Source organism: Acidovorax sp. SUPP2539, from assembly GCF_030158975.1.
GTDB lineage: Bacteria > Pseudomonadota > Gammaproteobacteria > Burkholderiales > Burkholderiaceae_C > Paracidovorax.
The window spans coordinates 102,541-125,434 of the sequence record NZ_BQXJ01000003.1 but is presented as its reverse complement, the minus strand read 5'-3'; the positions used below and the strand labels follow the sequence as shown (position 1 = coordinate 125,434).

Genomic DNA, 22,894 nt, shown 5'->3' with positions numbered 1-22,894 from the left:
GCTGCCCGCGCTTTTATGATTGCGGCCGTCATCATAAATGCACGATCCGTTTTTGCGTACGGTCGCAATCAAAAAGGAAAATCAGCGATGAAAGTGTCCAAGGCCCAGTCGGCGGAAAACAGGCAAGGCATCCTGGACGCCGCCGCGCGGCTCTACCGCGAGCGCGGCCTGTCGGGCGTGGGGGTGGCCGACATCACCCGCGACGCGGGACTGACCCACGGCGGCCTGTATCGACACTTCGCCTCCAAGGACGCGCTGGTGCGCGAAGCCTGTGCCCGTGCGTTCGATTGGTCGATCGCCCCGCTGGACGGCGCGGAAGGCGCGACCGGCCTGGCTGCGCGCGTGAACAGCTATCTCTCGGCCACCCACCGTGACAGGCCCGGCGAAGGCTGTCCCGCCGCCGCGCTGGCGGTGGACGCGGCCCGGGCCGGCAGCGACCTGTCCGAGGTGTTCGCGCGCGGCATCGAGCGCAACATCGACCGCTTCGCCCGGGTGATCGAAGAACTCGCCCCCGACGGCGGCCCCATCAGCGCCGAAGGCCGGGCGCGCGCCATGGAAATGCTGGCGACCATGGTGGGCGGGCTCGTGCTGGCCAGAGCCACCGCCGCCGCCCAGCCTGCGCTGTCCGATGAAATCCTCGCCACGCTGCGCGACAGGCTGAACGCACCGGAGGACAAAGCGGTTTGACCGGCGGCAGCGCCCACAGCGCAGCGTGCTGCGCTGCACTGTGCGGTCTGGGGTACACGGCGTGGTCCAGGTGCGACAGCCCTTCGGCCGATTGTGAGAAAACGCACTGACACCTCCCGAACGGGCCCGCATACTGCGTTTTTTGACTCAGAGAGGAGAGAAACCATGAACAACGTATCCCGCCATACCGACGCCGCCCCCTCGGACGATGCCGGCAAACTCGTCCTGCGTGTCGCCGTCGGCGTGCTGGTGCTGCTGCACGGCATCTTCAAGCTGCAGAACGGGGTGGGCTTCGTCAGCGGCCTGCTGGAGCGGGCCGGCCTGCCGGGCGCCCTGGGCTACCTCGTGTTCGTCGGGGAGATCCTGGCGCCGGTGCTGATGATCGTCGGCCTGGCCACTCGCGCTGGCGCCGCCATCGTGGTGGTCAACATGCTGGTGGCGTTCGGCCTGGTGCACATGGCCGACCTGTTCGCGCTCAACAAGCAGGGCGGCTGGGCGCTGGAACTGCAGGGCCTGTACCTGTTCGGCGCGTTGAGCGTGGTGCTGCTGGGCGCCGGACGCTACAGCGTGGGCGGTGTGAACGGCAAATTCAACTGAAGGGGGATGGGCGGTGGCGCCCACCGCCGCTCACCCGAATCCACCCGAGCCACCCCTTTTGCTATGAAAAATATAGCAAAAGGAACATGATCCACTAGGGCATCGGCCCGATTCCGATCAAACCGCGGCGGGAACGGGCACCGCCACCAGCGGAATGCGGCCTTCCTCGATGCCGTGGCAGGCCACGCGGGCGCCGCCCTGGTTCAGCAACTGCGGCCGCTCGGTGCGGCACCGGTCGTTGGCGTGCGGGCAACGCGGATTGAACGCGCAGCCGGACGGCGGGTTGAGCGGGTTGGGCACCTCCCCCTGCACCGGCGTGCGCGAGCGGCCGGTGTCGTGCATCTTGGGGATGGCGTCCAGCAGCATGCGCGTGTAGGGGTGGCGCGGCGTGGCGAACAGCTCGCGCTTGTCGGCCAGCTCCACCAGGCGCCCCAGGTACATCACGCCCACCTGGTCGCTCACATGGCGCACCACCGCGAGGTTGTGCGAGATGAACAGGTAGGTCAGGTGCCGCTCGCGCTGCAGGTCCTTCATGATGTTGAGCACCTGCGCCTGCACCGACACGTCCAGCGCCGACGTGGGCTCGTCGCACACGAGAAATTCCGGCTCGGTGGCGAGCGCCCGCGCGATCGAGATGCGCTGGCGCTGGCCGCCCGAGAACTGGTGCGGGTACTTCACCATGTCCAGCGGCGACAGGCCCACCGACTGCAGCAGCTCGCCCACGCGGGCCTTCAGCTCGGCCTTGTCGGTGATGAGGCCGTGCTCGCGCAGCGGCTCGCCGATGATGTCCTCGACCAGCCAGCGCGGGTTGAGGCTGGCATACGGGTCCTGAAAGATCATCTGGATGCGGCGGCGCATGGCCTGGGCATCCTTGCCCTTGAAGGCCGCGTGCGCGTCCTGCCCGTCGAAGGTGAGACCGCCGCGCGTGGGCTCGTACAGGCCCACCAGCAGCCGCGCCACCGTGCTCTTGCCGCAGCCGGATTCGCCCACGAGCGCCAGCGTCTTGCCGCGCTCGATCTCGAAGCTCACGCCGTCGACGGCGTGCAGCAGCGTGCGCGGCTTGCGCTCCAGCACGCGGTTGAGCCAGGGGGCGGACACATCGAACGTCTTGGCCAGGTCGTGCGCCTGCACCAGGGGCTCGCCCGCGGCGGCACTGGCGCTGGCGGAAGGGATGGGAGTGTGGGCGCTCATGCGGCGGCTTTCTTGGGCAGGTCGTGCAGCCAGCAGGCGGCTTTCGTGGCGCCGGCCTGGAGCAGTTCGGGGCGCTCCACCTTGCAGCGGTCGAAGGTGTGGGGGCAGCGCGGATTGAAGGCACAGCCCTGGGGAATGGCGTTCAGGCGCGGCATGGCGCCGTCGATCTGGTTCAGGCGCTCGCGCTCCTGCTCCATGTCGGGGATGGACGCCATCAGGCCGGCCGTGTAGGGGTGCGCCGGGTGGTTGATGACCTCGTGCACGGGGCCGATCTCGGCCACGCGGCCGGCATACAGCACCGCCACCCGGTCGCAGGTCTCGGCGATCACGCCCATGTCGTGGGTGATGAGCATCACGGCCGCGCCGCGCGATTTGCAGATGTTCTTGAGCAGCTGGATGATCTGCGCCTGGATCGACACGTCCAGCGCCGTGGTGGGCTCGTCCGCCACGATGAGCTGCGGCTCGGCCGCCAGCGCCAGGGCGATCACCACGCGCTGGCGCATGCCGCCCGAGAACTGGTGGGGGTAATGGTCCACGCGCTGCTCAGCGGCCGGGATGCCCGTGTCCTTGAGCAGGTCGATGGCGCGGCGGCGCGCCTCGGCAGCGTTCACCGGCAGGTGGGCCTGGATGGTCTCGACGAGCTGCTGGCCCACCGTGTACAGCGGGTTCAGCGAGGTCAGCGGGTCCTGGAAGATCGCGCCGATGCGCCGGCCGCGGATGTGCCGCATCTCGCGCGACGACAGGTTGTCGATGCGCTGGCCCTCCAGCACGATCTGGCCGGAGGCCACCCGCCCCGGCGGCTCCAGCAGGCCGATGATGGCCGCGCCCGTGAGCGACTTGCCGGCTCCCGACTCGCCCACCACCCCCAGGATTTCACCGGGCGCGATGGAAAAGGAGATGTCGTCCAGCGCGCGCAGGGTGCCGCGGCGGCTCGGGAATTCGACGACGAGGTTCTTGACTTCGAGAAGGCTCATGGGGGGTGCTTTCAGCGGAGACGGGGATTCAGCGCATCGCGCAGCCAGTCACCCAGCAGGTTCACCGACAGGGCAATCAACACCAGCATGGCGCCCGGAAACACCGTGATCCACCACTCGCCCGAGAACAGGTAGTCGTTGCCGATACGGATCAGCGTGCCCAGCGAGGGCGAGGTGGGCGGCGCGCCCACGCCCAGGAACGACAGGGTCGCCTCGGTGATGATGGCCGTCGCCACCTGAATGGTGGCCAGCACCATCACCGGGCCCATCACGTTGGGCAGCACGTGCTTGCGCATGATGCGCAGCGAGTTGACACCCGTCACGCGCGCGGCCTGGACGTATTCCTTGTTGCGCTCCACCAGCGTGGAGCCGCGCACGGTGCGCGCGTATTGCACCCAGCCGGTCAGCGAGATCGAGATGATCAGCACCCCGAACGCCAGCGACTCGTGGGCATTGGGAAACACCGCGCGGCCCACGCCGGCGATCAGCAGCGCCACCAGGATGGCCGGGAACGACAGCATCACGTCGCACAGGCGCATGAGCACCGCATCCACCCAGCCGCCGCGAAAACCCGCCAGCAGCCCGAGCGCCACGCCCACCACCACCGACAGCACCACCGAGGCGAAGCCCACGATGAGCGAGATGCGCGCGCCGTAGATCACCGCGGACAGGATGTCGCGGCCCTGGTCGTCGGTGCCCAGCAGGTACTTGGTGGAGCCCTCGGCGCTCCAGGCCGGCGGCAGCCGCGCATCGCCCAGCTCGAGCGTGGTCAGATCGAACGGGTTGTGCGGCGCGACCCAGCCCGCGAAGAACGAGCAGAACACGCAGATGAGCGCGATCACCGCCGCGCCGATGGCCACGGGCGAGGTGCGAAAGCTGTGGCCGACATCGCTGTCGAACCATCGGAAGAGCGTTTTTTTCATCGTGTTTGGAAACCCCAGGAAACTCACTGCGGCGGCGCCGGCTGGCCACCGCCTCGGTCGGGCACCTTGCCGGCGCACCCTGCTTGGTTGGCTACGCCGCTGCGGCACTCATTTGACGATGCTCATCCATTTGAAGGGCATGAAGTTGTCGGCCATCTGCACCAGCTTGACCTTCTTGCTCACGCCCCAGGCCAGCGCCTGCTGGTGCAGCGGCACGTGGCCGATGTCGGCGGCGTGGATCGCGAACGCCTCGCGGATCATGGCGTTGCGCTGGGTCTTGTCGGTTTCCGCCTGGATCCGCCGGGTGAGCTCGTCGACCTTGGGGTTGCAGTACGCGCCCAGGTTGAACTGGCCGGCGCCCTTGTCGTCCACGCACGTCATGAGGGCATTCAGCGCGTTGTGCGCATCGTAGGTCGCGGGCGACCAGCCCAGCATGTAAAAGCTCGTGTCGCGGCGCAGCACCTTCGGGAAATAGGTGCCCTTGGTCTCGGCCTGCAGATTGATCTTGACGTTGATGCGCGCAAGATTGGCCGCCACCGCCTGGCACACGCGGCCATCGTTCACATAGCGGTCGTTGGGGCAGTTCATCGTCAGCTCGAAGCCGTTGGCGTAGCCCGCCTCGGCCATGAGCTTCTTGGCCGCATCCACGTCGTAGGGCAGCCGCTTCATGTCGGCCTGGAAGCCGTTGATGCCGGGGCCGACCAGCTGGGCGGACGGGTTGGCCGCGCCGCGCATGACGGTCTTGCGGATGCCCTCGATGTCGATGGCCTGGTAGAACGCCTGCCGCACCCGCTTGTCCTTGAAGGGGTTCTTGCCCTTCACGCTGGAATACAGCAACTCGTCGCGCTTTTGGTCCATGCCCAGGAAGATGGTGCGCAACTCGGGGCCCGTCACGGCGCGGGTGTTGGGGCTGGTGTTGACGCGCTCGATGTCCTGCACCGGCACGGGCTCCATCACGTCCACCTCGCCCGACAGCAGGGCCGCCACGCGGGTGGCGTCGTTGCCGATCGGCGTGTAGATGATCTCGCTGGCATTGCTCTCGATGGCGCCCCAGTAGCTGCCGTTGCGCGTGAACACCGTGCGCACGTTGGGCTGGCGCTCGCGCACGCGGAACGGCCCGGTGCCGTTGGCGCGGAACGACGCGGCGTTCTCGATGCCCTTGCGGCGGTCCACCGGCGTCGTGGCCTGGTTGGTCTCGCACCACTTCTTGCTCATCATGTACACGAGCGTGAGCACGTCCGGCAGGATGGGATAGGGCGAGCGGGTCTCGATCTCGACCGTGTAGTCGTCGATCTTGCGCACTTCCTTGAAATCGTTCGTGTAGCTCTTCATGTCCGAGCCCTCGACCTGCGTGCGGCCCAGCGAGAACAGCACGTCGTCCGCCGTGAACGGGGTGCCGTCGTGGAACTGCACGCCGCGCCGCAGTTCGAAGCGCCAGACCGTGGGCGAGGTCATCTTCCAGCTGGTGGCCAGCGCGGGCGCCAGGCTCAGGTCCTTGTTGCGGCCCACGAGCGGCTCGTAGACGTTGCCGGTCACGCTCAGCTGCAGCGATTCGTTGAGCGAGTGCGGGTCCATCGACAGGGCATCGCCCTGGTTCGCCACGCGGATGGTCTGCGCCCCTGCGACGGACACCATGGCGACCATCGCCAGGGCCAACGCCGTTTTTGTCTGGAATTTCATGGGGACTCCTGAGGAAGAAAAGGGGGATGTGCGCACACGGGCCGATGCGGGCGTCAGGCGCTCGCCAGCGGCATAGCCTGCTCGACCAGGCTGGCATGCAGCGCGGCGCCCAGCGGCAGGATGTCGTCGTTGAAGTCGTAGCGGTTGTTGTGCAGCGCGCTGTTGCCGGGGCCCGTGCCCTGGCCGATGCGCAGGTAGGCGCCGGGCTTGTTCTGCAGCATGAAGGAGAAGTCTTCCGCGCCCATGCTGGGGTCCATGTCGCGCACCACGTTCTCGCCGCCCACCAGCGATTCGGCCACGTCGCCCGCGAACTGCGCATGGCTTTCGGTGTTGATGGTGGCCGGATAGATGCGTTCGTAGCGCACCGTGGCGGTGGCGCCGAAGCCGAGCGCAATGGCGCTGCACAGCTCCTGGATGCGCCGCTCCACCATGTCCTGCACCACCGGATCGAAACTGCGCACCGTGCCCACCAGCGTGGCCGTGCCGGGCAGCACGCTGAAGGCGCCCAGGTCGCCCGCCTGGATCGCGCACAGGCTGATCACGGCGCTGTCGATGGGGCGCACGTTGCGCGAGACGATGCCCTGCACCGCAGTGATGATGTGCGCCGCCACCAGCACCACGTCCACCGTCTGGTAGGCATGGGCGCCGTGGCCGCCCCGGCCGGTGATCTCGATCGTCACGCGGTCGGCCGCGGCCATCATGGCGCCCGAGTTCAGGCCGATGGTGCCGGGCTTCATGGCGGGCCAGTTGTGCATGGCGTACACCGACTGCACGGGAAAGCGTTCGAACAGGCCGTCCTCCACCATCACCCGCGCGCCGGCGAAGCCTTCTTCGCCGGGCTGGAAGATCAGCACGGCGGTGCCGTCGAACTGGCGCGTGGCGGCCAGGTAGCGCGCCGCGCCGATCAGCATGGCGGTGTGCCCGTCGTGCCCGCACCCGTGCATGAGGCCGGACTTGCAGGACTTCCATGCGAAATCGTTCTGCTCGGTCATCGGCAGCGCGTCCATGTCGGCACGCAGGCCGATCATGCTGCGGCTGCCGCGGCCCTGCCCCCGGATGACGGCGACGATACCCGTGCGCCCGATGCCGTCGTGGATCTCGTCCACGCCGCAGACCTTGAGGGCCTCTTTCACGCGGGCCCCGGTGTACACCTCCTCGAAGCCGAGTTCGGGGTGGGCGTGCAGGTCCCGCCGGAACGCAGTGAGTTCGGGGTGGTACTGCGCGATGTGCGCGAAGGCCCGGCCCCCGGCCTTGAAGCGAAGCGCCTGCGCCATGTCTCAGTGCCCTCCGGCCTTGCCCACGCGCAGGCGCGGATCGACGGCGAAATACAGCAGATCGACCACGAGGTTGATCACCACGAAGATCAGCGCGATCAGGCACAGGTAGGCCGCCATCACCGGAATGTCCGCGAAGGTGACCGCCTGGATGAACAGCAGGCCCATGCCCGGCCACTGGAACACCGTCTCGGTGATGATGGCGAAGGCGATGAGGCCGCCCAGCTGCAGGCCGGTGATGGTCATCACCGGCACCAGCGTGTTCTTGAGGGCATGGCCGAAGTGGATCGCCCGGTCGGACAGGCCGCGCGCGCGGGCGAACTTGATGTAGTCGGTGCGCAGCACCTCCAGCATCTCGGCGCGCACGAGCCGCATGATCAGCGTGAGCTGGAAGATCGCCAGCGTGATCGCCGGCAGCGTGATGTGGTGCCAGCCCTTGGGGGTCAGCAGGCCGGTGCTCCACCAGCCCAATTGCGTGACGGGGCCCCGCCCGAAGCTCGGGAACCAGCCCAGGTGCACGGCGAACACGAGGATCAGCAGGATGCCGATCAGGAAGGTGGGCAGCGACACGCCGAGCAGGGACAGCGTCATGAACAGCTGGCTCGCGAAGCTGCCGCGCCGCAAGGCGGCGTACACGCCCATCGGCACGCCGATCAGCAGCGCGAGCACGGCGGCCACGAGCGCCAGCTCCAGCGTGGCGGGAAAGCGCTCGGCGATCAGCCGCGACACCTTCGCGCCCTGGCGCAGGCTGAGACCGAACTCGCCCTGCGCGGCGTTCACCAGAAAGTGCCAGAACTGCACGATGAAAGGCTTGTCCAGGCCGAGCGCCGCGCGCAGCTCACGGATCTGCTCGGGCGTGGCGTCCTGGCCGAGCAGGAAGGTGACGGGATCTCCGACGTACTGGAACAGCATGAAGGAGATGAAGGCCACCGCGATCATCACGATGACGGCCTGAATCAGGCGTCGCAGAATAAAGGCAAGCATCAGTGAACCGTGAGTGAATCGGGCATGCTAGCAGGGGGATGGGCCATCGCCACGAATACCCCCCGGCCGGCAGTTGGGCAAGGTCCAGGCCGGGTTGTCGGCCTGGGCAGGATCGCGTGCATCAATTGATCTTGACCGTGCGCATGTCCACGCGGTTGTCGGCACGGTGGACCACGTCCACCGTCTTTTTCATCGCCCAGGGAATGACCTGGTCGTACAGCGGAATGTGCGAAACCGTGTCGTTGGACAGCTGCAGCGCCTCGGTCAGCATGCGCGAGCGCACCGGTGCATCCGTCTCCGCCTTGATGCGGTCCACGAGGTAGTCCATGCGCTCGTTGCTGTAGCGGCCCACGTTGTAGTTGCCGTCGCCGCCCGTGCCGACGGTGCGCACCAGCGACTGCAGGCTGTAGAGCGCGTCGAACGTCGGCACGCCCCAGCCGAGCATGTAGATGCTGGCTTCGCTGCGCTGGATCATCGGAAAGTACGTCACCTGCGGCAGCGTGCGCAGCTTGGCTTTCACGCCGATGCGCGCCCACATCGCCGTCACGGCCTGGCAGATGGCCTCGTCGTTGATGTAGCGGTTGTTGGGGCAAGCGAAGTCCACCTCGAAGCCATCGGCGTAGCCGGCGTCCGCCATGAGCTTCTTCGCGGCCTCGACGTCATAGGGCATGCGCTTGCCTACCGCTTCGGTCCAGCCCGCGACCTGGGGCGCCACCAGCGTGCCGGTCGGTTTGCCCAGGCCGCGCATGATGCTGCGGGTGAGCGTGTTCACATCCACGGCCTGGTAGAGCGCGCGGCGCACGCGCACGTCCTTGAACGGGTTCTTGCCCTTCACGCTGGAGCCCACCAACTCATCGCGGAACTGGTCCATGCCGAGAAAGATGGTGCGGTTCTCCACGCCATCGACCACCTTCAGGTCGGCGCCGGAGCGCAGCCGTGCCAGGTCCTGCGGCGAGGGATCGAGCACCATGTCCACCTCGCCGGAGAGCAAGGCAGCCACGCGCGTGGAGGCGGATTTGATGGGCGTGTAGACGATCTCCGTCACGTTGCCTTCCATCGTGCCCCACCAGTTCGGGTTGCGCTTGAACACCATGCGCACGTCCGGCTGCCAGGACTCGAGGGTGTACGGCCCCGTGCCCATGGCATTGCGGTGCGCGAAGTTCTCGTCGGTGCCCTTGATGTCCTTGGGTTCCACGGACTTGTTCTTTTCGGCCCAGGCCTTGCTCATGATGCGCAGCTCGGTCAACTGGCGCAGCAGCACGGGATTGGGCGACTTGAGGAAGATGTCGAACGTCTGGGCATCGACCTTCACGATCCGGTCGAAACCTTGTACGAACGGCGTGTAGTTGGAGGTCTTGGCCATGGCCCGGGAGAGCGAATACACCGCATCGTCGGCCGTGAACGCCGAGCCGTCATGGAACTTGACGCCCTGCCGCAGCGTGAAGCGCACCTGCGTGGGGCTCACCTCGCGCCACGCAGTCGCCAGCACGGGTTCGATCTCGAAGGTGCGGCTGTTGTAGTACGTCAGCGTTTCGTACACGTTCGCGTGCAGCCCGTTCTGCAGGGCATTGTTCTGCGAGTGGATGTCCCAGGTGGAGATTTCGCCTTGGCTGGCCCATTTGAACGTCTTGGAGTGGGCCAGGGGCGATGCGAGGATCGCACAGGCGGCAGCGCCCGAAACAATGGCAGTGATGAGCTTCATGGAACCCTCTTGGATAAAGCGTGGAACATGCCGCATTCCTTTTTGAGGAATGCGGAAGGTCGCTGGAAGCCGGGGTCTGGCCGGCCCAGGATCTGGCATGAGCGGGAAACCCATGCAAGGAAGGTGCCAGTCCCCGCCATGCGCAGATCGGCGCTGGCGGACCACCCGGCCCTTCGTGAGCACTCAGTGCAGACAGCCCCTTTCGAAGAGGCTGACGTTCGCATCGATGATCGGCTGCGCCCCGGGGCGCAGCCAGGGCACGTCAGAAGCGGTGACGCAGGCCGATCGTGTAGCCCGTGCGGCTCTTGGCGCCATTGACCTGGCCCGCCGCGTTGCTCAGGCTGATCTGGTCACCCTTGAGCTTGGTGTGGTCGAGTTCGAGGTACGCGTCGGTGCGCTTGGAGAACGCGTAGTCGAAGGCCATCGTGAAGAAGTCCGCCTTGCCCTTGGCCGCCGCCGTGTTGCCCTTCTGGTCGGCACGGAAGTAGTGCGCGCCGATGTTCAACTGGGGCGTGATCTGATAACCCGCACCGACTTTGTAGATGGTGCGCTTGTTGGCAGCCAGGAAGGCCGGCCCGCCGAAGCCGCCGTTGATCGTGCCCTGCCACATGGCGCCCAGCACGGCCCGGTCGACCGCCGTGAGACCGTCATCCACCTTGTTCTGCCCGTAGCCCGCATTGAAGTACCAATCGCCCATGCGGTAGGAACCACCGACCGTCCAGGCATCAACTTTTTTGCCCGAGGCGAACTCGTAGTTCTGGTAACCCAGGCCAGCGGCCAAGCCGCCCGATGCATAGCGCAGATAGCCCCCGGCCGTCTTGCCGCCGGTGGGGCTCTTCTCATCGAACGAATACTGCAATGCGCCCCGCCATGGACCGACCTCGGCCATGTACTTGAGCATGTTGTCGGCCCGCGCGCCCAGTGCGAAGCCGATTTCCGGCTTGTACACGTCCATGTAGGGGGAATAGGGATAGGAGGCGTAGGTGCTCGTGACCAGGTCGAACAGGATGTTGTACTGGCGGCCCATGGTCAGCCGTCCGAAGCCTCCCTGCACGCCCACCCAGGACTGCTGGAAATAGGGCGTCGCCGGGGTTCCCGTGTCTGCCCCGAATCGGTTTTCCAGATTGACCAAAGCCTTCAGGCCACCGCCCAGGTCCTCGGTCACATTGATGCCCCAACGACTTTGAGACATGCCGCCGCCCACCATCTGGTTCAGCGAGCCCCCGGGACTGCCGGCCGGGCCTTCGTTGTTCGTGTGGCGATATGCCATATCCACAATACCGTACAGCTGCACGCTACTGGTATTGGCCTGAGCGAAAAGCAATGGCGAGGCCACACCCAGCGCCGCGGCAGCGATGGTTTTTGTCACAAACGAAGTACGCATGTGTTGTCTCTTTCTGCTTGGAATAAGGGAAATTCATTTTAGAAATCCCGGTTTTTGCAGAACAGACCGTATGGCAGCATACCCACAGGCGTTTTCCCTAGTTTTTTGTTACATACGCGACACAGGGGACACCAATGCAAAAAGCCGCCGACCCGAAGGTCGGCGGCTTTTTTCTTCTCAAGAACCGCTGACTTGCGTCAGCGCCCTATTAGAAGGAGTGACGGATACCAACTTGGTAGCCGTTGACGTTCTCGCCAGGCAGAGCGGTAGCGCCGGTCAGGCCGTTGCTGGCCAGAACGCGCGTTGCGCCGCCCTTGTTTTGCATGTGAGCGATCGTGCCGTACACAGCGGTGCGCTTGGACAGGTCATACACGTAGCCCAGAGCCAGCACGCGGGAGTCGGCGCTGCTGTTCTTCAGGTCCAGGTTCGCGAACGAAGCCTTCACCGTGCCAGGACCGACAGGAGCGGTCAGGCCGATCAGGTACGTGCTGTACTTCGTTTGCACAGCAGCGTTGTTCTTTTCTTGGTGCCAGATGAAGATTGGCTTCACGACGCCCAGGTCGTACGAACCAGCGATGGAGTACGTGGTCACGTCTTGGGGAGCCGTAGCGCCGCGCAGCTTGTCAGCTGCCAGGGTCACGCTCAGAGGACCGTTTTCGTAGCCGCCGGCCAGGCCGAGGTAGTTGCCAGCCTTGTCGTAGGCAGCGTTGGAAGGCGTTTCGCCGAAAGCGTAGTGCACGGTACCGAAGAAGCCACCCAGGTTGCCAGGGGTGCGGTAGCTCACGCCGTTGCCGATACGGAAAGGTTGACCGCCGATGCCGAAGCCCAGGAAGTTACCCACGCCGACTTGGCCGAACGGATCGTACGAGCTGGGCTTGTCGTAGCCAGCCGTCAGTTCACGACCCAGACGAACTTCACCGAAGTTGCCCATCAGGCTCACCGTGGAACGGCGCTTGAATTCGAAGCCAGGACCCGTAGCGCCGCCGCCAGCACCGGTGCCGGTGTCGTTCTGGATAGCGCCTTCGAGCCAGAAACCAGCCTTCAGACCGCCACCGAGGTCTTCAACGCCGCGGAAACCCAGACGGCTGGTTGCATTGCCGCTGTTGTACACGCCGGTCACGGAATTGTCGGCGGAGATGCGGCCAACGCCTGCATCAACGATACCGAACATCGTGACGGAAGATTGAGCCATTGCAGCGCCGGAAGCAGCCAGCACAGCCAGGGCAATCAGGGATTTTTTCATTGCGAGTTACTCCAAGGTTAAACGAGGGCGCCGGTTCGGGGGGCTGAGATGCACAAGCGCAGTCCGCCGGATCCCCGGGCCAACCTCCTGGTGGGGAAGTTGTCCTTATTGCAACAGAGCCACGTCCGTTTCGCAAAGGAATTCCCTCACAATTGCACCGAAAGGCCCAAATCGTTGCTGTGTTGCAACAACCCTTGGGGCGTCACGGAACTGACTTATCGCGGCGCCCAGCGGGCAAAGGATGCTCGCATTTTTGTATCCATTCGAAAATTCTGTAGCGCTTTCGAACTCCACCCGATTTTTCCATGGATCCACTTCTGACGGCGGTCGATACCGCACTGCGCACCCTCTTCGCCAAGCCCCGAGCCGGGGAGCCGTCACCGGCCCGCGCCCATTCTGAAGGCAATCTCTCGCCCGCGGAAAAACGCCTGGCGGGCGCGCTCATGCGGGTGAACCACGTGGGCGAAGTGTGTGCCCAGGCACTCTACACCGGCCAGGCCGCCGTGACGCGGGATGCGCACCTGCGCGCCCACCTGCTGGAGGCGGCGCGGGAGGAAACGGATCACCTCGCCTGGACCCGCGAGCGGCTCGACGCCCTGGGCGACCGGCCCAGCCTGCTCAATCCGCTCTGGTTCGCCGGGGCGTTCGCCATCGGATGGACCGCGGCCCAGGTCAGCGACCGGGTGAGCCTGGGGTTCGTTGTGGAAACCGAGCGGCAGGTGGCGCAGCATCTGCAAAGCCATCTGGAGCGCTTGCCGGCACAGGACCTGGCGTCCCGCTCGGTCGTGGCACGCATGAAGAGCGATGAAGAGCGGCACGCGAGCGGTGCCCTGGCCGCAGGTGGCCAGGAGTTGCCTGCCCCGGTGCGCCTGCTGATGAAAGCCGCCGCCAAATGCATGACCACGGTGGCGCACCGCATCTGAGCAAAGGCCCTCCGGAGCGGCGGCGGCCGTCAAAGCGCCGCCAGGCCGATCACCCCTCGACGATGTCGAAGCCCGTGGTGATCTCCGCCATCTTGCCCAGCATGATGCTGGCGGAACAGTATTTTTCGTGGCTCATGGCGATCGCACGCTCGACCGCCGACGCAGGCAGCGCCTTGCCCGTCACGGTGAATTGCATGTGGATGCGGGTGAACACCTTGGGATCGACCGGCGCGCGTTCGGAGGTGAGCTTGACGCTGCAGCCGCGCACGTCGTGCCGGCCGCGCTTGAGAATCAGCACGACGTCGTAGGCCGTGCATCCCCCCGTGCCGGCCAGGACTGTCTCCATGGGGCGCGGCGCCAGGTTCTGCCCTCCGTTGGCGGGGTTGGCAGCATCGGGCGCGCCGTCCATGGCCAGGACATGGCCGCTGCCGGTTTCGGCGATGAATCCCATACCGGACCGAGTGCCCGTGGCGCCCGTCCAGGTGACTGTGCATTCCATGTTGTTTTTCTCCATCAAAAAAAGCGAAACGGCATTTCCATCCCCAGATGGTCCGTCAATTTTGCTGCAACGCAGCATGGTTTGGGCTACACTTCGCACCATGCGTTGCCCGAAAGGGTGGACAGCAAGCCCAAACGGCTTGTTCGCACCCATTGTCTCCTCCATCTCCTCAAAGGATGGATTCGGCCCCGGACTTCACAGTCCGGGGCCGTTTTTTTTGCCCAGCGCACGACGGCAGCAGCGTCGGGCCACCGCCTATGATGGCGGCCCTGCCCGCGACCGGCGCGGCAACGATCCGCACGACATGACCCAGCACCTCACGCCCCTGGACTACCTAAAGAAGATCCTCACGGCCCGCGTCTACGACGTGGCGGTCGAATCGGCCCTGGAGCCCGCCAAGGCGCTGAGCCGCCGGCTCCACAACCAAGTGCTGCTCAAGCGCGAGGACCAGCAGCCGGTGTTCAGCTTCAAGCTACGGGGCGCCTATAACAAGATGGCGCACCTGTCGCCCGAGCAGTTGCAAAAGGGCGTGATCTGCGCCTCGGCTGGCAACCACGCGCAGGGCGTGGCGATGAGCGCGCACAAGCTGGGGACCCGCGCCGTCGTCGTCATGCCGACGACCACGCCCCAGCTCAAGGTGGATGCCGTCCGGACGCTGGGCGGCGAGGTCGTGCTGCACGGCGACAGCTATTCCGACGCCTACGAGCACGCGGCCCAGTTGCAGGCAGCCCAGGGCCTGACCTTCGTGCACCCCTTCGACGATCCCGACGTGATCGCCGGCCAGGGCACGATCGCCATGGAAATCCTGCGCCAGCTGCAGAGCCTGGGCAGCAACCGGCTCGATGCGGTGTTCGTCGCCATCGGCGGCGGCGGGCTGGTGAGCGGCGTGGCCAACTACATCAAGGCGGTGCGCCCCGAGATCCGCGTGATCGGCGTGCAGATGAACGATTCCGACGCCATGGCGCAGTCCGTGGCGTCCGGCAGCCGCGTTACGCTGGCCGACGTGGGCCTGTTCTCCGACGGCACGGCCGTCAAGCTGGTGGGCGAGGAGACCTTCCGCGTGGCCCAGGGCCTGGTGGACGAGTTCATGACCGTGGACACCGACGCCGTGTGCGCCGCGATCAAGGACATCTTCGTGGACACGCGCAGCATCGTGGAGCCGGCCGGCGCCCTGGCCGTGGCCGCCATCAAGCAATATGTCGATACGCACAAGACGCGGGGCGAGACCTACGCGGCCATCCTGTGCGGCGCCAACATGAATTTCGACCGCCTGCGCTTCGTGGCAGAGCGCGCCGAGGTGGGCGAGGAACGCGAAGCCCTGCTGGCGGTCACCATTCCCGAGGAGCGCGGCAGCTTCAAGCGGTTCTGCGAGGTGGTGGGGGAACTGCCCGGCGGCCCGCGCAACGTGACCGAGTTCAACTACCGCATCAGCGACGCCGCGCGCGCCCACGTGTTCGTGGGCCTGACCACGCACGGCAAGGGCGAGTCGGAAAAGATCGCCCGCAACTTCCAGCGCCACGGATTCGAGGCGCTCGACCTCACGCACGACGAACTGGCCAAGGAGCACCTGCGCCACCTGGTGGGCGGCCGCTCGGCGCTCGCGCAGGAAGAGCGGCTGCTGCGCTTCGTCTTCCCCGAGCGGCCGGGGGCGCTGTTCAAGTTCCTGAGCCTGATGCAGCCGAGCTGGAACATCAGCCTGTTCCACTACCGCAACCAGGGCGCCGACTACGGGCGCATTCTGGTGGGCATGCAGGTGCCGCCGGGCGATGCGGCGGCGTTCGACGCTTTCCTGGCCACACTGGGCTATCCCTATGTGGAAGAAACGCTGAACCCGGCCTACCAGCTGTTCCTGCAGGCCGGGCGCGCCTAGCCCGAAGGCTTGGCGCCAAAAAGGCCTCCAGCACAATTAGCACTAGGGCATATAGCTATTTATTTGATAGCAAAAAGCATGCAGGCGCTTCGCCACTATCTGCTGGCCGTGCAGTTCTTCACCCGGATTCCCGTCACCGGCCGGACCGCGGCCTGGGTAGGCTACAGCCCTGCCCTGCTGCGCGCGAGCGCCGGACACCTGCCGGGCGTGGGCTGGCTGGTGGCGGCGGTCGCTGTGGCGGTGCACGCCGCGCTCGCGTGGGCGCTGGGACCCCAGCCCGCCGCGCCCTGGGTGTGCGCGGTGTTCAGCACCGTGGCCACCGTGCTGGTCACGGGGGGGTTCCACGAAGACGGCCTAGCCGACGTGGCCGATGGCCTGGGCGGCAGCCTGCAGCGCGAGCGGGCGCTGGAGATCATGAAGGACTCGCGCATCGGCGCCTTCGGGGCCATGGCGCTGGTGCTGGCGCTGACCGCCAAGCTGGCCTTGCTGGCGCTCTTGGGCGCCGGTGGCCTGGGCGTGGTGCTGCCGGCGCTGGCCGCAGCCCATGTGCTGTCGCGCTTTTGGCCCCTGGTGCTGGTGCGCACCCTGGCCCATGTGGGCGACACGGCCACCTCCAAGAGCAAGCCGCTGGCGGACCAGATCAGCGGGCGCGCGCTGGCCACCGCATTCTTGTGGTCGATCGGGCCTCTGGCGCTGATGGGCTATGCGCTGGGCATTGCTGTCTGGATAGCGTCCCTCGCGGCCAGCGCCCTGGCAGCGCTGTGCATGCGCCGCTGGTTCGCGCGGCGGCTGGGCGGCTTCACGGGCGACTGCCTGGGGGCCACGCAGCAGATCGGCGAAATCGCCATCTACCTGGCCACCGCCATCGCGCTGGGGCCTGGCCTGCGGTGACGCAGCGGCGCCTGTGGCTGGTGCGGCATGCGCTGCCGCTCGTGGCGCCGGGCGTGTGCTACGGCGCGCTCGACGTACCCGCCGACCCTGCCGCGACGGCCGATGCCGCCCGCCGGCTGGCCCGCGCGCTGCCCGGCACGCTCGCGGACATGCGCCACTCGCCGCTACAAAGATGTGAGCAGCTTGTGCAGGCCCTGATGGCGCTGAAGGCCGATTCGGCCAGCGAGCCCGACGCCCGCCTCGCCGAGATGGATTTCGGCACCTGGGAAGGCCGCGCCTGGGACGCCATTGCCCGGGCCGACATCGATGCGTGGACGTCGGATTTCGGCGCCCCCCGCGCCAGCGGCGGCGACAGCCTGGCCGCGATGCTGCTGCGCGTGGAGGCAGCGCTGGCGGAGGCACGCCAGTTGTCCCACGACCGGGGTGGCGATGTGCTGTGGATCACCCATGCGGGAGTAGCGCGCTGCGTGCAGTGGCTGCAGGCCCGGCCCGGGCGCCTGCCGCGGGCCGACGAATGGCCGGTGGCCGCACCGGCCTATGGGGAATGGACCACGGTGCCGCTGGACGCGCCAACGCACTGAACGCGTCGGAGACAGCGGCTTTCGCCCCACCTGAAACAGGTGTCTTTCTTTGTGCTGCACACCCCGCGTGCGGCCCCCGAACCGCTACCGCTTGTCCGGAATTTCCAGCGTGACCGTGGCCGCGCCGTCGTGCGACGGCCCCAGCCGCGCCTGGCGGCGGCCCAGGGCCTGCAGCACCAGCCCTTCGGCCACCGTGGCCCCGACGCGAAACGGCTTGGCCGGCTGGTTGTCCACGGCGATCAAGGCCGCGCCGCCACCGCTGGACGTGCCCGCGAGCACGCCCACCAGCGCGAACCGGCTGGGTTCGCGCACTGCCGGCGCCGACGGCGCGGCGGGCCCTGCCCCGAGCAGCCGCGCCAAGGCCTGGGCATCGGGGGCCAGGGGCGCGGGCGCTGCCGCCGCCACGCCCGGGCCTGCCGGCCGGGCCGAGAGGCGCAGGCCCCAATAGACCACGCTGGCGCCCGCCAATGCCCACAGGGCCATCGTGCCCAGGCGCACGCCCCACCTGCCGTATGTGTTTGTCACCATCGCACGATTATGATTGACCGCATCTGCCCTATCCGAGTCGCCCCTCAGTGAATTCACACGCTTTCTCCCTTGCCCGCACCGCACGCCGCCGCCTGGCGGCCGGTTTCACCCTGATCGAACTGATGGTGGTGCTGGTGATCATCGGCGTGCTCGCCGCGCTGATCGTGCCCAACGTGCTCGACCGCGCCGACGATGCCCGCAGCACGGCGGCGCGCACCGACATCACCAACATCGTGCAGGCCCTGAAGCTGTACCGGCTGGACAACCAGCGCTATCCCACGGCCGAGCAGGGCCTGCAGGCGCTCATTGCCAAGCCCACCTCGGGCCCCGCGCCCGGCAACTGGCGCCCCTACCTCGAGAAGCTGCCCAACGACCCCTGGGGCCGCCCCTACCAGTACCTCAGCCCCGGCATCAAGGGCGAGGTCGATGTGATGTCGTTCGGGGCCGATGGCCAGTCCGGCGGCGAGGGCAAGGATGCGGACATCGGCAGCTGGCAGTGACGGCCGCGCCACGGGGCCCCGGCTTGCGGCCGCCGCCCGCATGAACGCGCCGGCCCCCGCCCCTGTGGCGATCGACGTCCTGTGACCCCGAATCCTTTCCGCCGCGCCCGGGGCTTCACCCTGTTCGAGCTGCTGGTGGTGGTTTCGATCATCGCGCTGGCCACGGCCGGCGTGGGCTTTGCGCTGCGCGACAACGGCCAGACGCTGCTGGACCGCGAGGGCGAACGGCTCTCGGCGCTGCTGGAGGCGGCACGCGCGCAATCGCGGGCGTCCGGCGCCACCGTGCGCTGGCGCGCGTTCGCGGGCGGCTTTCGCTTCGAAGGGCTGCCGGGCAATCCGTCGGCCGGCGCCTGGCTGGACCCCGGCACGCAGGTGCTGGGGCCGGGCCTGCTGCAGCTCGGGCCGGAGCCGCTCATCGGCCCGCAGCAGGTCGTGCTGGCCAACCAGGGCCACCCGGGGCGCGCGGTGCGCGTGGTCACCGACGGGCTGCGGCCCTTCGCCGTGGAGCCCGCGCCATGACCGGCCGCCCCGGCGGGCCGCGCGAGCGCGGCTTCACGCTGGTCGAGGTGATGGTGGCGCTGGCCATCGTGGCGATCGCGCTCATGGCGGGGCTGCAGGCCACGTCGGCCCTCACGCGCAATGCCGCGCGGCAGACCGACGTGCTGCTCGCCCACCTGTGCGCCGAGAACGAACTCGTGAAGGTGCGCCTGTCGCGCCAGATGCCGGCCATCGGCGACAGCACGCTGGCCTGCGAGCAGGCCGGGCGCCGCTACGACGTCACGCTGGTCGTGCGGCCCACGCCCAACCCGCAGTTCCGCCGGGTCGATGCCCAGGTGTCCGACGGGCAGAACTCCGTGCTGCGCCTGTCCACCATCGTGGGGAGGTACTGACATGCACCGCCCGAACCGGCTTTCGCGCGGCTTCACGCTGATCGAGCTGCTCGTGGCCATCGCCATCATGGCGATCCTGGCGATCATGAGCTGGCGCGGGCTCGACGGCATGGTGCGCGCGCAGGAGCAGACGCGGGAGCGGGCCGACGGCCTGCTCGTCATCCAGGCGGCGCTCGCCCAGTGGGGCACCGACCTGGATGCGCTGCAGGCCATCGACCAGACCGAGCCGCTCGACTGGGATGGCCAGGTGCTGCGCATGACGCGCCGCAGCAGCGCCGAGCCCGACGAAGGCCCGGTGGTCGTGGCCTGGACCCGGCGCAACGTGAACGGCATCGACCAGTGGCTGCGCTGGCAGTCGCCGCCGGTGCGCACGCGGGCGCAATGGCGCGAGGCCTGGCAGCGCGCGGCGCAGTGGGCCCGCACGCCGGGCGAGGCCGAGCGGCGCGCCGAGACCGTGCTCATGCCGCTGGTGAACTGGCAGATCTATTACTACCGCGACGGCGCCTGGTACAACGCCCTGTCCAGCAGCGAGACGACCGCCAACCTGCCGCAATCGCAGGGCCCGACGGCCGCCACCAACATCCCCGAAGGCGTGCGCCTGCAGTTGACGCTGCCACCCGGCCGCGCGCTGGCGGGCACGCTCACCCGCGACTGGGTCAACCCGGTGAACGGCGGAGGCAAGACATGACCCGCGCCCGCCGCACGCCCCCCCGCCGCCCCGCCGCACGCGGCGCGGCGCTGCTGGCCGCCATGCTCACGGTGACGCTGGTGGCCACGTTCGCGGCCGCAGCCATGTGGCAGCAGTGGCGCGCGGTCGAGGTGGAGACCGCCGAGCGCGCACGCGCGCAGTCGGCGTGGATCCTGGCCGGCGCGCTCGACTGGTCGCGGCTCATCCTGCGCGAGGACGCCGCCGCGCGCGACAGCGACGGCACCGACCACCTGGCCGAGCCCTGGGCGGTGCCGCTGGAAGAAGCGCGCCTGTCCACCTTCCTCGCGGCGGACCGCAACGTGAGCCAGCCCGAGGATGCGAGCACCGACACGGCCGATGCCTTTCTGTCCGGCCGGATCATCGACCTGCAGTCGCGCCTGAACCTCTTCAACCTGGTGGACGGCAATGCGGTGCAGGAGATCCCCCTGCGCCAGTTCACCCGCCTTTTCGAGCAGCTCGGCCTGCCGCGCCAGCAGCTGAACCTGCTGGCCGACGGGTTGCGCCAGGCCAAGGCCACGGGCGGCGATGCGGGCAACGCGCCCCTGATGCCGCGCACTTTGTCGCAGCTGTCCTGGCTGGGAGTGGACGCCGCCACCATCGCGGCGCTGGAGCCCTACGCCACCGTGCTGCCGCGCAGCACGCGGGTGAACCTGAACACGGCCAGCGCCCAGGTGCTGCAGGCCAGCATCGAGGGGCTGGACATGGCCGGCGCGCAGCAACTGGTGCAGGCGCGCGAGGCCCGGCACTTTCGCAACGAGGAAGACGCACGCAAGCTGCTGAGCGGCTCGGCGCAGATGGACACCACCACGCACACCGTCTCCTCGTCGTACTACGAAGTGCTTGGCCGGCTGCGGCTGGGAAGCACCGTGGTGCAGGAACGCTCCCTGGTCTACAAGGCCGGCCGCGAAGCCCGCACGCTGTGGCGCGAACGCGGGGTCTTCGCGCGCAACGACGCCGCCACGGCCACCCGCTGACCCCGGCCGCGCGATCCGTCATGCCACGCCCCTAAAATGGCCCGCGAAACCCATCCATGAGCACCCTCATCCTTTCCTTGCCCCCGGGCCACCCGGGGCCGGCCACCGAGTACGGCTACACGCTGACCACCGACGGCCACACCGCCACACGACACGCGAACGCGCCCGCCGCGCTGCTGCCCGACCCGGGCCGCGCCGGCGAGGTGGTGGCCGTGGTGCCGGCCCGCGCCCTGTCGTGGCAGCGCGTCACCCTGCCGCCCGGTGCCGGCACGCAGGCGCCGCGCCTGCGCGCCGTGCTCGAAGGGCTGCTCGAAGAGCGCCTGCTGGACGATCCCGCCGCACTGCATTTCGCGCTGGAGCCCGGGGCCCGCCCCGGCGCGCCCGCCTGGGTCGCGGTGTGCGACCGGGCCTGGCTGCGCGCCGCGCTGCAGGCCCTGGAGGCGGCCGGCCGCCCGGTGCAGCGGGTGGTGCCCGAGTTCGCGCCCGGCCCCACCGCCAGCGGAGCGCCCGACCACTTCGCCCTGGGCACGCCCGAAGACGCCCATCTGGTGGCCACCGCGCAGGGCCCCGATCAGGCCGTGGCGGTGCTGCCGCTGTCGCCCATGGCCCTGCAGCTCACGGGCGCGATGGCCGGTGCGGATGCGGGGGGACAGCCCCCCGCCGTGCGCGCCGAACCCGCCGTGGCCGCGCTCGCCGAGCAGATGCTGGGCCGCCCCGCCGTGCTCTACACCGCCAGCCAGCGCGCCCTGGACGCCGCCCGCGGCGACTGGGACCTGGCGCAGTTCGACCTGGCCAGCAGCGGCCGCACCCGCGCGCTGCGCAAGGCCGGCAGCACGCTCGGCACCTTCGCGCGCGCGCCGCAATGGCGCGCCGCGCGCTGGGCCCTCGGGCTGCTGGTGGCCACGCAGCTCGTGGGCCTCAATGCCTGGGCCTGGCAGGAACGCCAGGCACTGGAGGCCAAGCAGGCCGGCGTGCGCGCCGCGCTCACGCAGACCTTTCCCCAGGTGAAGGTGGTGGTCGATGCGCCCGTGCAGATGGAGCGCGAACTCGCCCAGTTGCGCCAAGCCGCCGGCAGCGTCTCGCCGCGCGACCTCGAACCCATGCTGGCCGCCGCGGGCGCCGCGCTGCCGCCGGGCCAGTTGCCCACCGCGCTCGACTACAGCGCGGGCGACCTGCGCCTGCGCGGGCTCGAGCTGCCCGCCGAGGCGCTGGCCAGCGCCAACCAGCGGCTGTCCGCCGCCGGGTATTCCTCCCGCATGCAGGACGGCCAGTGGCTGCTGCGCACCGGAGGCCAGCCATGAAGCGCCCCGCACCCGCCGCCCCCTCTTCGCCCTCCAGCGCCGTCACGCCCCTCAAGGCGCGCTGGAAGGCCCTGGCCCCGCGCGAGCAGTCGCTGGTGCTGGCCGCCGGCGGCCTGGTCGCCGCCGCGCTGCTGTGGTGGGTGGCGGTCGCGCCCGCACTGCAGACCCTGCGCAGCGCGCCCGCCCGCCATGCCGAACTGGATGCGCAGCTGCAGCACATGCAGTCGCTGCAGGCCGAGGCCCTGCAGCTGCAGAGCGCGCCGCGTGCGCCGCTGGGCGACACCGCCCAGGTGCTGCGCAGCTCGCTCACGCAGCGCCTGGGCACCACCGCGCAGATGGCGGTGCTGGGCGACCGCGCCACCGTCACGCTCAAAGGGGCGCCTGCCGATGCGCTGGCCCTGTGGCTTTCGCAGGCGCGCAGCAATGCCCGCACCGTGCCCATCGAGGCGCGCCTGGCGCGCAGCAGCACGGCCGTGGTCGGCCCCACGCCGGCCGGAAAGCCGCCCGCGGCCCTGTCCAACCAGCCTGCGGCGCCCGACATGCCGCGCTGGGACGGCACCCTGGTGCTGGCCCTGCCGCCGGGCTGATC

The 22,894-nt window shown here is 68.4% G+C and carries 24 protein-coding genes; 13 read left to right on the top strand and 11 right to left on the bottom strand.

Going from position 1 to position 22,894, the window contains the following annotated elements:
• Positions 1-87: 87 nt before the first annotated feature.
• Both AVTE2539_RS11890 and AVTE2539_RS11885 read left to right on the top strand, forming a co-directional pair.
• The gene (locus AVTE2539_RS11890; protein WP_284410872.1) at positions 88-687 is read left to right on the top strand and encodes a TetR/AcrR family transcriptional regulator; all 600 of its coding nucleotides are present in this window, start codon (positions 88-90) and stop codon (positions 685-687) included.
• A gap of 165 nt (positions 688-852) precedes the next feature.
• Positions 853-1,284 (top strand): DoxX family protein, encoded by a 432-nt coding sequence (locus tag AVTE2539_RS11885; protein ID WP_284410870.1) that lies wholly within the window; start codon positions 853-855, stop codon positions 1,282-1,284.
• A gap of 117 nt (positions 1,285-1,401) precedes the next feature.
• Here AVTE2539_RS11885 and AVTE2539_RS11880 read toward each other — a convergent pair whose 3' ends face one another.
• From AVTE2539_RS11880 to AVTE2539_RS11840, 9 genes are all read right to left on the bottom strand, one after another.
• Positions 1,402-2,475, bottom strand: a complete 1,074-nt coding sequence (locus AVTE2539_RS11880) for an ABC transporter ATP-binding protein (RefSeq protein ID WP_284410867.1) — start codon at positions 2,473-2,475, stop codon at positions 1,402-1,404.
• Positions 2,472-3,449, bottom strand: a complete 978-nt coding sequence (locus AVTE2539_RS11875; RefSeq protein ID WP_272567463.1) for an ABC transporter ATP-binding protein — start codon at positions 3,447-3,449, stop codon at positions 2,472-2,474. Before AVTE2539_RS11875 ends, AVTE2539_RS11880 begins: the two co-directional genes overlap by 4 nt.
• An 11-nt stretch (positions 3,450-3,460) precedes the next feature.
• The gene (locus tag AVTE2539_RS11870) at positions 3,461-4,372 is read right to left on the bottom strand and encodes an ABC transporter permease (RefSeq protein ID WP_272567462.1); all 912 of its coding nucleotides are present in this window, start codon (positions 4,370-4,372) and stop codon (positions 3,461-3,463) included.
• 108 nt (positions 4,373-4,480) lie between these two features.
• A complete protein-coding gene (locus AVTE2539_RS11865; protein ID WP_284396460.1) occupies positions 4,481-6,052 on the bottom strand; it encodes an ABC transporter substrate-binding protein in 1,572 nt (523 codons plus the stop codon).
• Between the two features lie 53 nt (positions 6,053-6,105).
• The gene (locus tag AVTE2539_RS11860; protein WP_284396458.1) at positions 6,106-7,326 is read right to left on the bottom strand and encodes a M20 aminoacylase family protein; all 1,221 of its coding nucleotides are present in this window, start codon (positions 7,324-7,326) and stop codon (positions 6,106-6,108) included.
• Positions 7,327-7,329: 3 nt separating this feature from the next.
• Positions 7,330-8,310, bottom strand: coding sequence for an ABC transporter permease (locus tag AVTE2539_RS11855; protein ID WP_272567456.1), 981 nt, complete (start codon positions 8,308-8,310; stop codon positions 7,330-7,332).
• 121 nt (positions 8,311-8,431) lie between these two features.
• Positions 8,432-10,012, bottom strand: coding sequence for an ABC transporter substrate-binding protein (locus tag AVTE2539_RS11850; RefSeq protein ID WP_284410864.1), 1,581 nt, complete (start codon positions 10,010-10,012; stop codon positions 8,432-8,434).
• A gap of 262 nt (positions 10,013-10,274) precedes the next feature.
• Positions 10,275-11,396 carry a porin gene (locus AVTE2539_RS11845; RefSeq protein WP_284396452.1) on the bottom strand — a complete coding sequence of 374 codons (1,122 nt, stop codon included), beginning with the start codon at positions 11,394-11,396 and terminating at the stop codon, positions 10,275-10,277.
• A gap of 208 nt (positions 11,397-11,604) precedes the next feature.
• On the bottom strand, positions 11,605-12,639 hold the full coding sequence (locus AVTE2539_RS11840) for a porin (protein WP_284396449.1): 1,035 nt from the start codon (positions 12,637-12,639) through the stop codon (positions 11,605-11,607).
• A 305-nt stretch (positions 12,640-12,944) separates the two neighbouring features.
• Here AVTE2539_RS11840 and coq7 point away from each other — a divergent pair, with 305 nt between their 5' ends.
• Positions 12,945-13,562 carry a 2-polyprenyl-3-methyl-6-methoxy-1,4-benzoquinone monooxygenase gene (gene coq7 / locus AVTE2539_RS11835; RefSeq protein WP_284410863.1) on the top strand — a complete coding sequence of 206 codons (618 nt, stop codon included), beginning with the start codon at positions 12,945-12,947 and terminating at the stop codon, positions 13,560-13,562.
• A 49-nt stretch (positions 13,563-13,611) separates the two neighbouring features.
• On the opposite strand, the gene AVTE2539_RS11830 is transcribed toward coq7, so the two are convergent.
• The gene (locus AVTE2539_RS11830; RefSeq protein WP_284405051.1) at positions 13,612-14,061 is read right to left on the bottom strand and encodes an OsmC family protein; all 450 of its coding nucleotides are present in this window, start codon (positions 14,059-14,061) and stop codon (positions 13,612-13,614) included.
• Positions 14,062-14,365: 304 nt separating this feature from the next.
• Between AVTE2539_RS11830 and ilvA the strand changes: the two genes are divergently transcribed.
• The 3 genes from ilvA (at position 14,366) to AVTE2539_RS11815 (ending at position 17,403) form a co-directional block, all read left to right on the top strand.
• Entirely contained in the window at positions 14,366-15,931 is a 1,566-nt protein-coding gene (gene ilvA, locus AVTE2539_RS11825) for a threonine ammonia-lyase, biosynthetic (protein ID WP_272567449.1), read from the top strand.
• A gap of 78 nt (positions 15,932-16,009) precedes the next feature.
• Positions 16,010-16,822 (top strand): adenosylcobinamide-GDP ribazoletransferase, encoded by an 813-nt coding sequence (gene cobS / locus AVTE2539_RS11820; RefSeq protein WP_284410860.1) that lies wholly within the window; start codon positions 16,010-16,012, stop codon positions 16,820-16,822.
• Entirely contained in the window at positions 16,819-17,403 is a 585-nt protein-coding gene (locus AVTE2539_RS11815) for a histidine phosphatase family protein (RefSeq protein WP_284410857.1), read from the top strand. Before cobS ends, AVTE2539_RS11815 begins: the two co-directional genes overlap by 4 nt.
• Before the next feature lie 84 nt (positions 17,404-17,487).
• Here AVTE2539_RS11815 and AVTE2539_RS11810 read toward each other — a convergent pair whose 3' ends face one another.
• Positions 17,488-17,931, bottom strand: a complete 444-nt coding sequence (locus AVTE2539_RS11810) for a general secretion pathway protein C (RefSeq protein WP_284396437.1) — start codon at positions 17,929-17,931, stop codon at positions 17,488-17,490.
• 47 nt (positions 17,932-17,978) lie between these two features.
• On the opposite strand from AVTE2539_RS11810, the gene gspG reads away from it, so the two are divergent.
• From gspG to AVTE2539_RS11775, 7 genes are all read left to right on the top strand, one after another.
• Positions 17,979-18,431 carry a type II secretion system major pseudopilin GspG gene (gspG, locus tag AVTE2539_RS11805; RefSeq protein ID WP_284396434.1) on the top strand — a complete coding sequence of 151 codons (453 nt, stop codon included), beginning with the start codon at positions 17,979-17,981 and terminating at the stop codon, positions 18,429-18,431.
• An 81-nt stretch (positions 18,432-18,512) separates the two neighbouring features.
• Positions 18,513-18,950 (top strand): prepilin-type N-terminal cleavage/methylation domain-containing protein, encoded by a 438-nt coding sequence (locus tag AVTE2539_RS11800; protein WP_284396432.1) that lies wholly within the window; start codon positions 18,513-18,515, stop codon positions 18,948-18,950.
• Entirely contained in the window at positions 18,947-19,321 is a 375-nt protein-coding gene (gene gspI, locus AVTE2539_RS11795) for a type II secretion system minor pseudopilin GspI (RefSeq protein WP_284410855.1), read from the top strand. Before AVTE2539_RS11800 ends, gspI begins: the two co-directional genes overlap by 4 nt.
• Before the next feature lies 1 nt (position 19,322).
• Positions 19,323-20,009: a PulJ/GspJ family protein gene (locus AVTE2539_RS11790; RefSeq protein WP_284410853.1), complete on the top strand. Its 687-nt coding sequence runs from the start codon at positions 19,323-19,325 to the stop codon at positions 20,007-20,009.
• The gene (gene gspK, locus AVTE2539_RS11785) at positions 20,006-21,004 is read left to right on the top strand and encodes a type II secretion system minor pseudopilin GspK (RefSeq protein WP_284410851.1); all 999 of its coding nucleotides are present in this window, start codon (positions 20,006-20,008) and stop codon (positions 21,002-21,004) included. The genes AVTE2539_RS11790 and gspK overlap by 4 nt, the downstream gene beginning before the upstream one ends.
• A gap of 56 nt (positions 21,005-21,060) precedes the next feature.
• Entirely contained in the window at positions 21,061-22,305 is a 1,245-nt protein-coding gene (gene gspL, locus AVTE2539_RS11780) for a type II secretion system protein GspL (protein ID WP_284410848.1), read from the top strand.
• On the top strand, positions 22,302-22,892 hold the full coding sequence (locus AVTE2539_RS11775; RefSeq protein WP_284410846.1) for a type II secretion system protein M: 591 nt from the start codon (positions 22,302-22,304) through the stop codon (positions 22,890-22,892). Before gspL ends, AVTE2539_RS11775 begins: the two co-directional genes overlap by 4 nt.
• Positions 22,893-22,894: the final 2 nt, after the last annotated feature.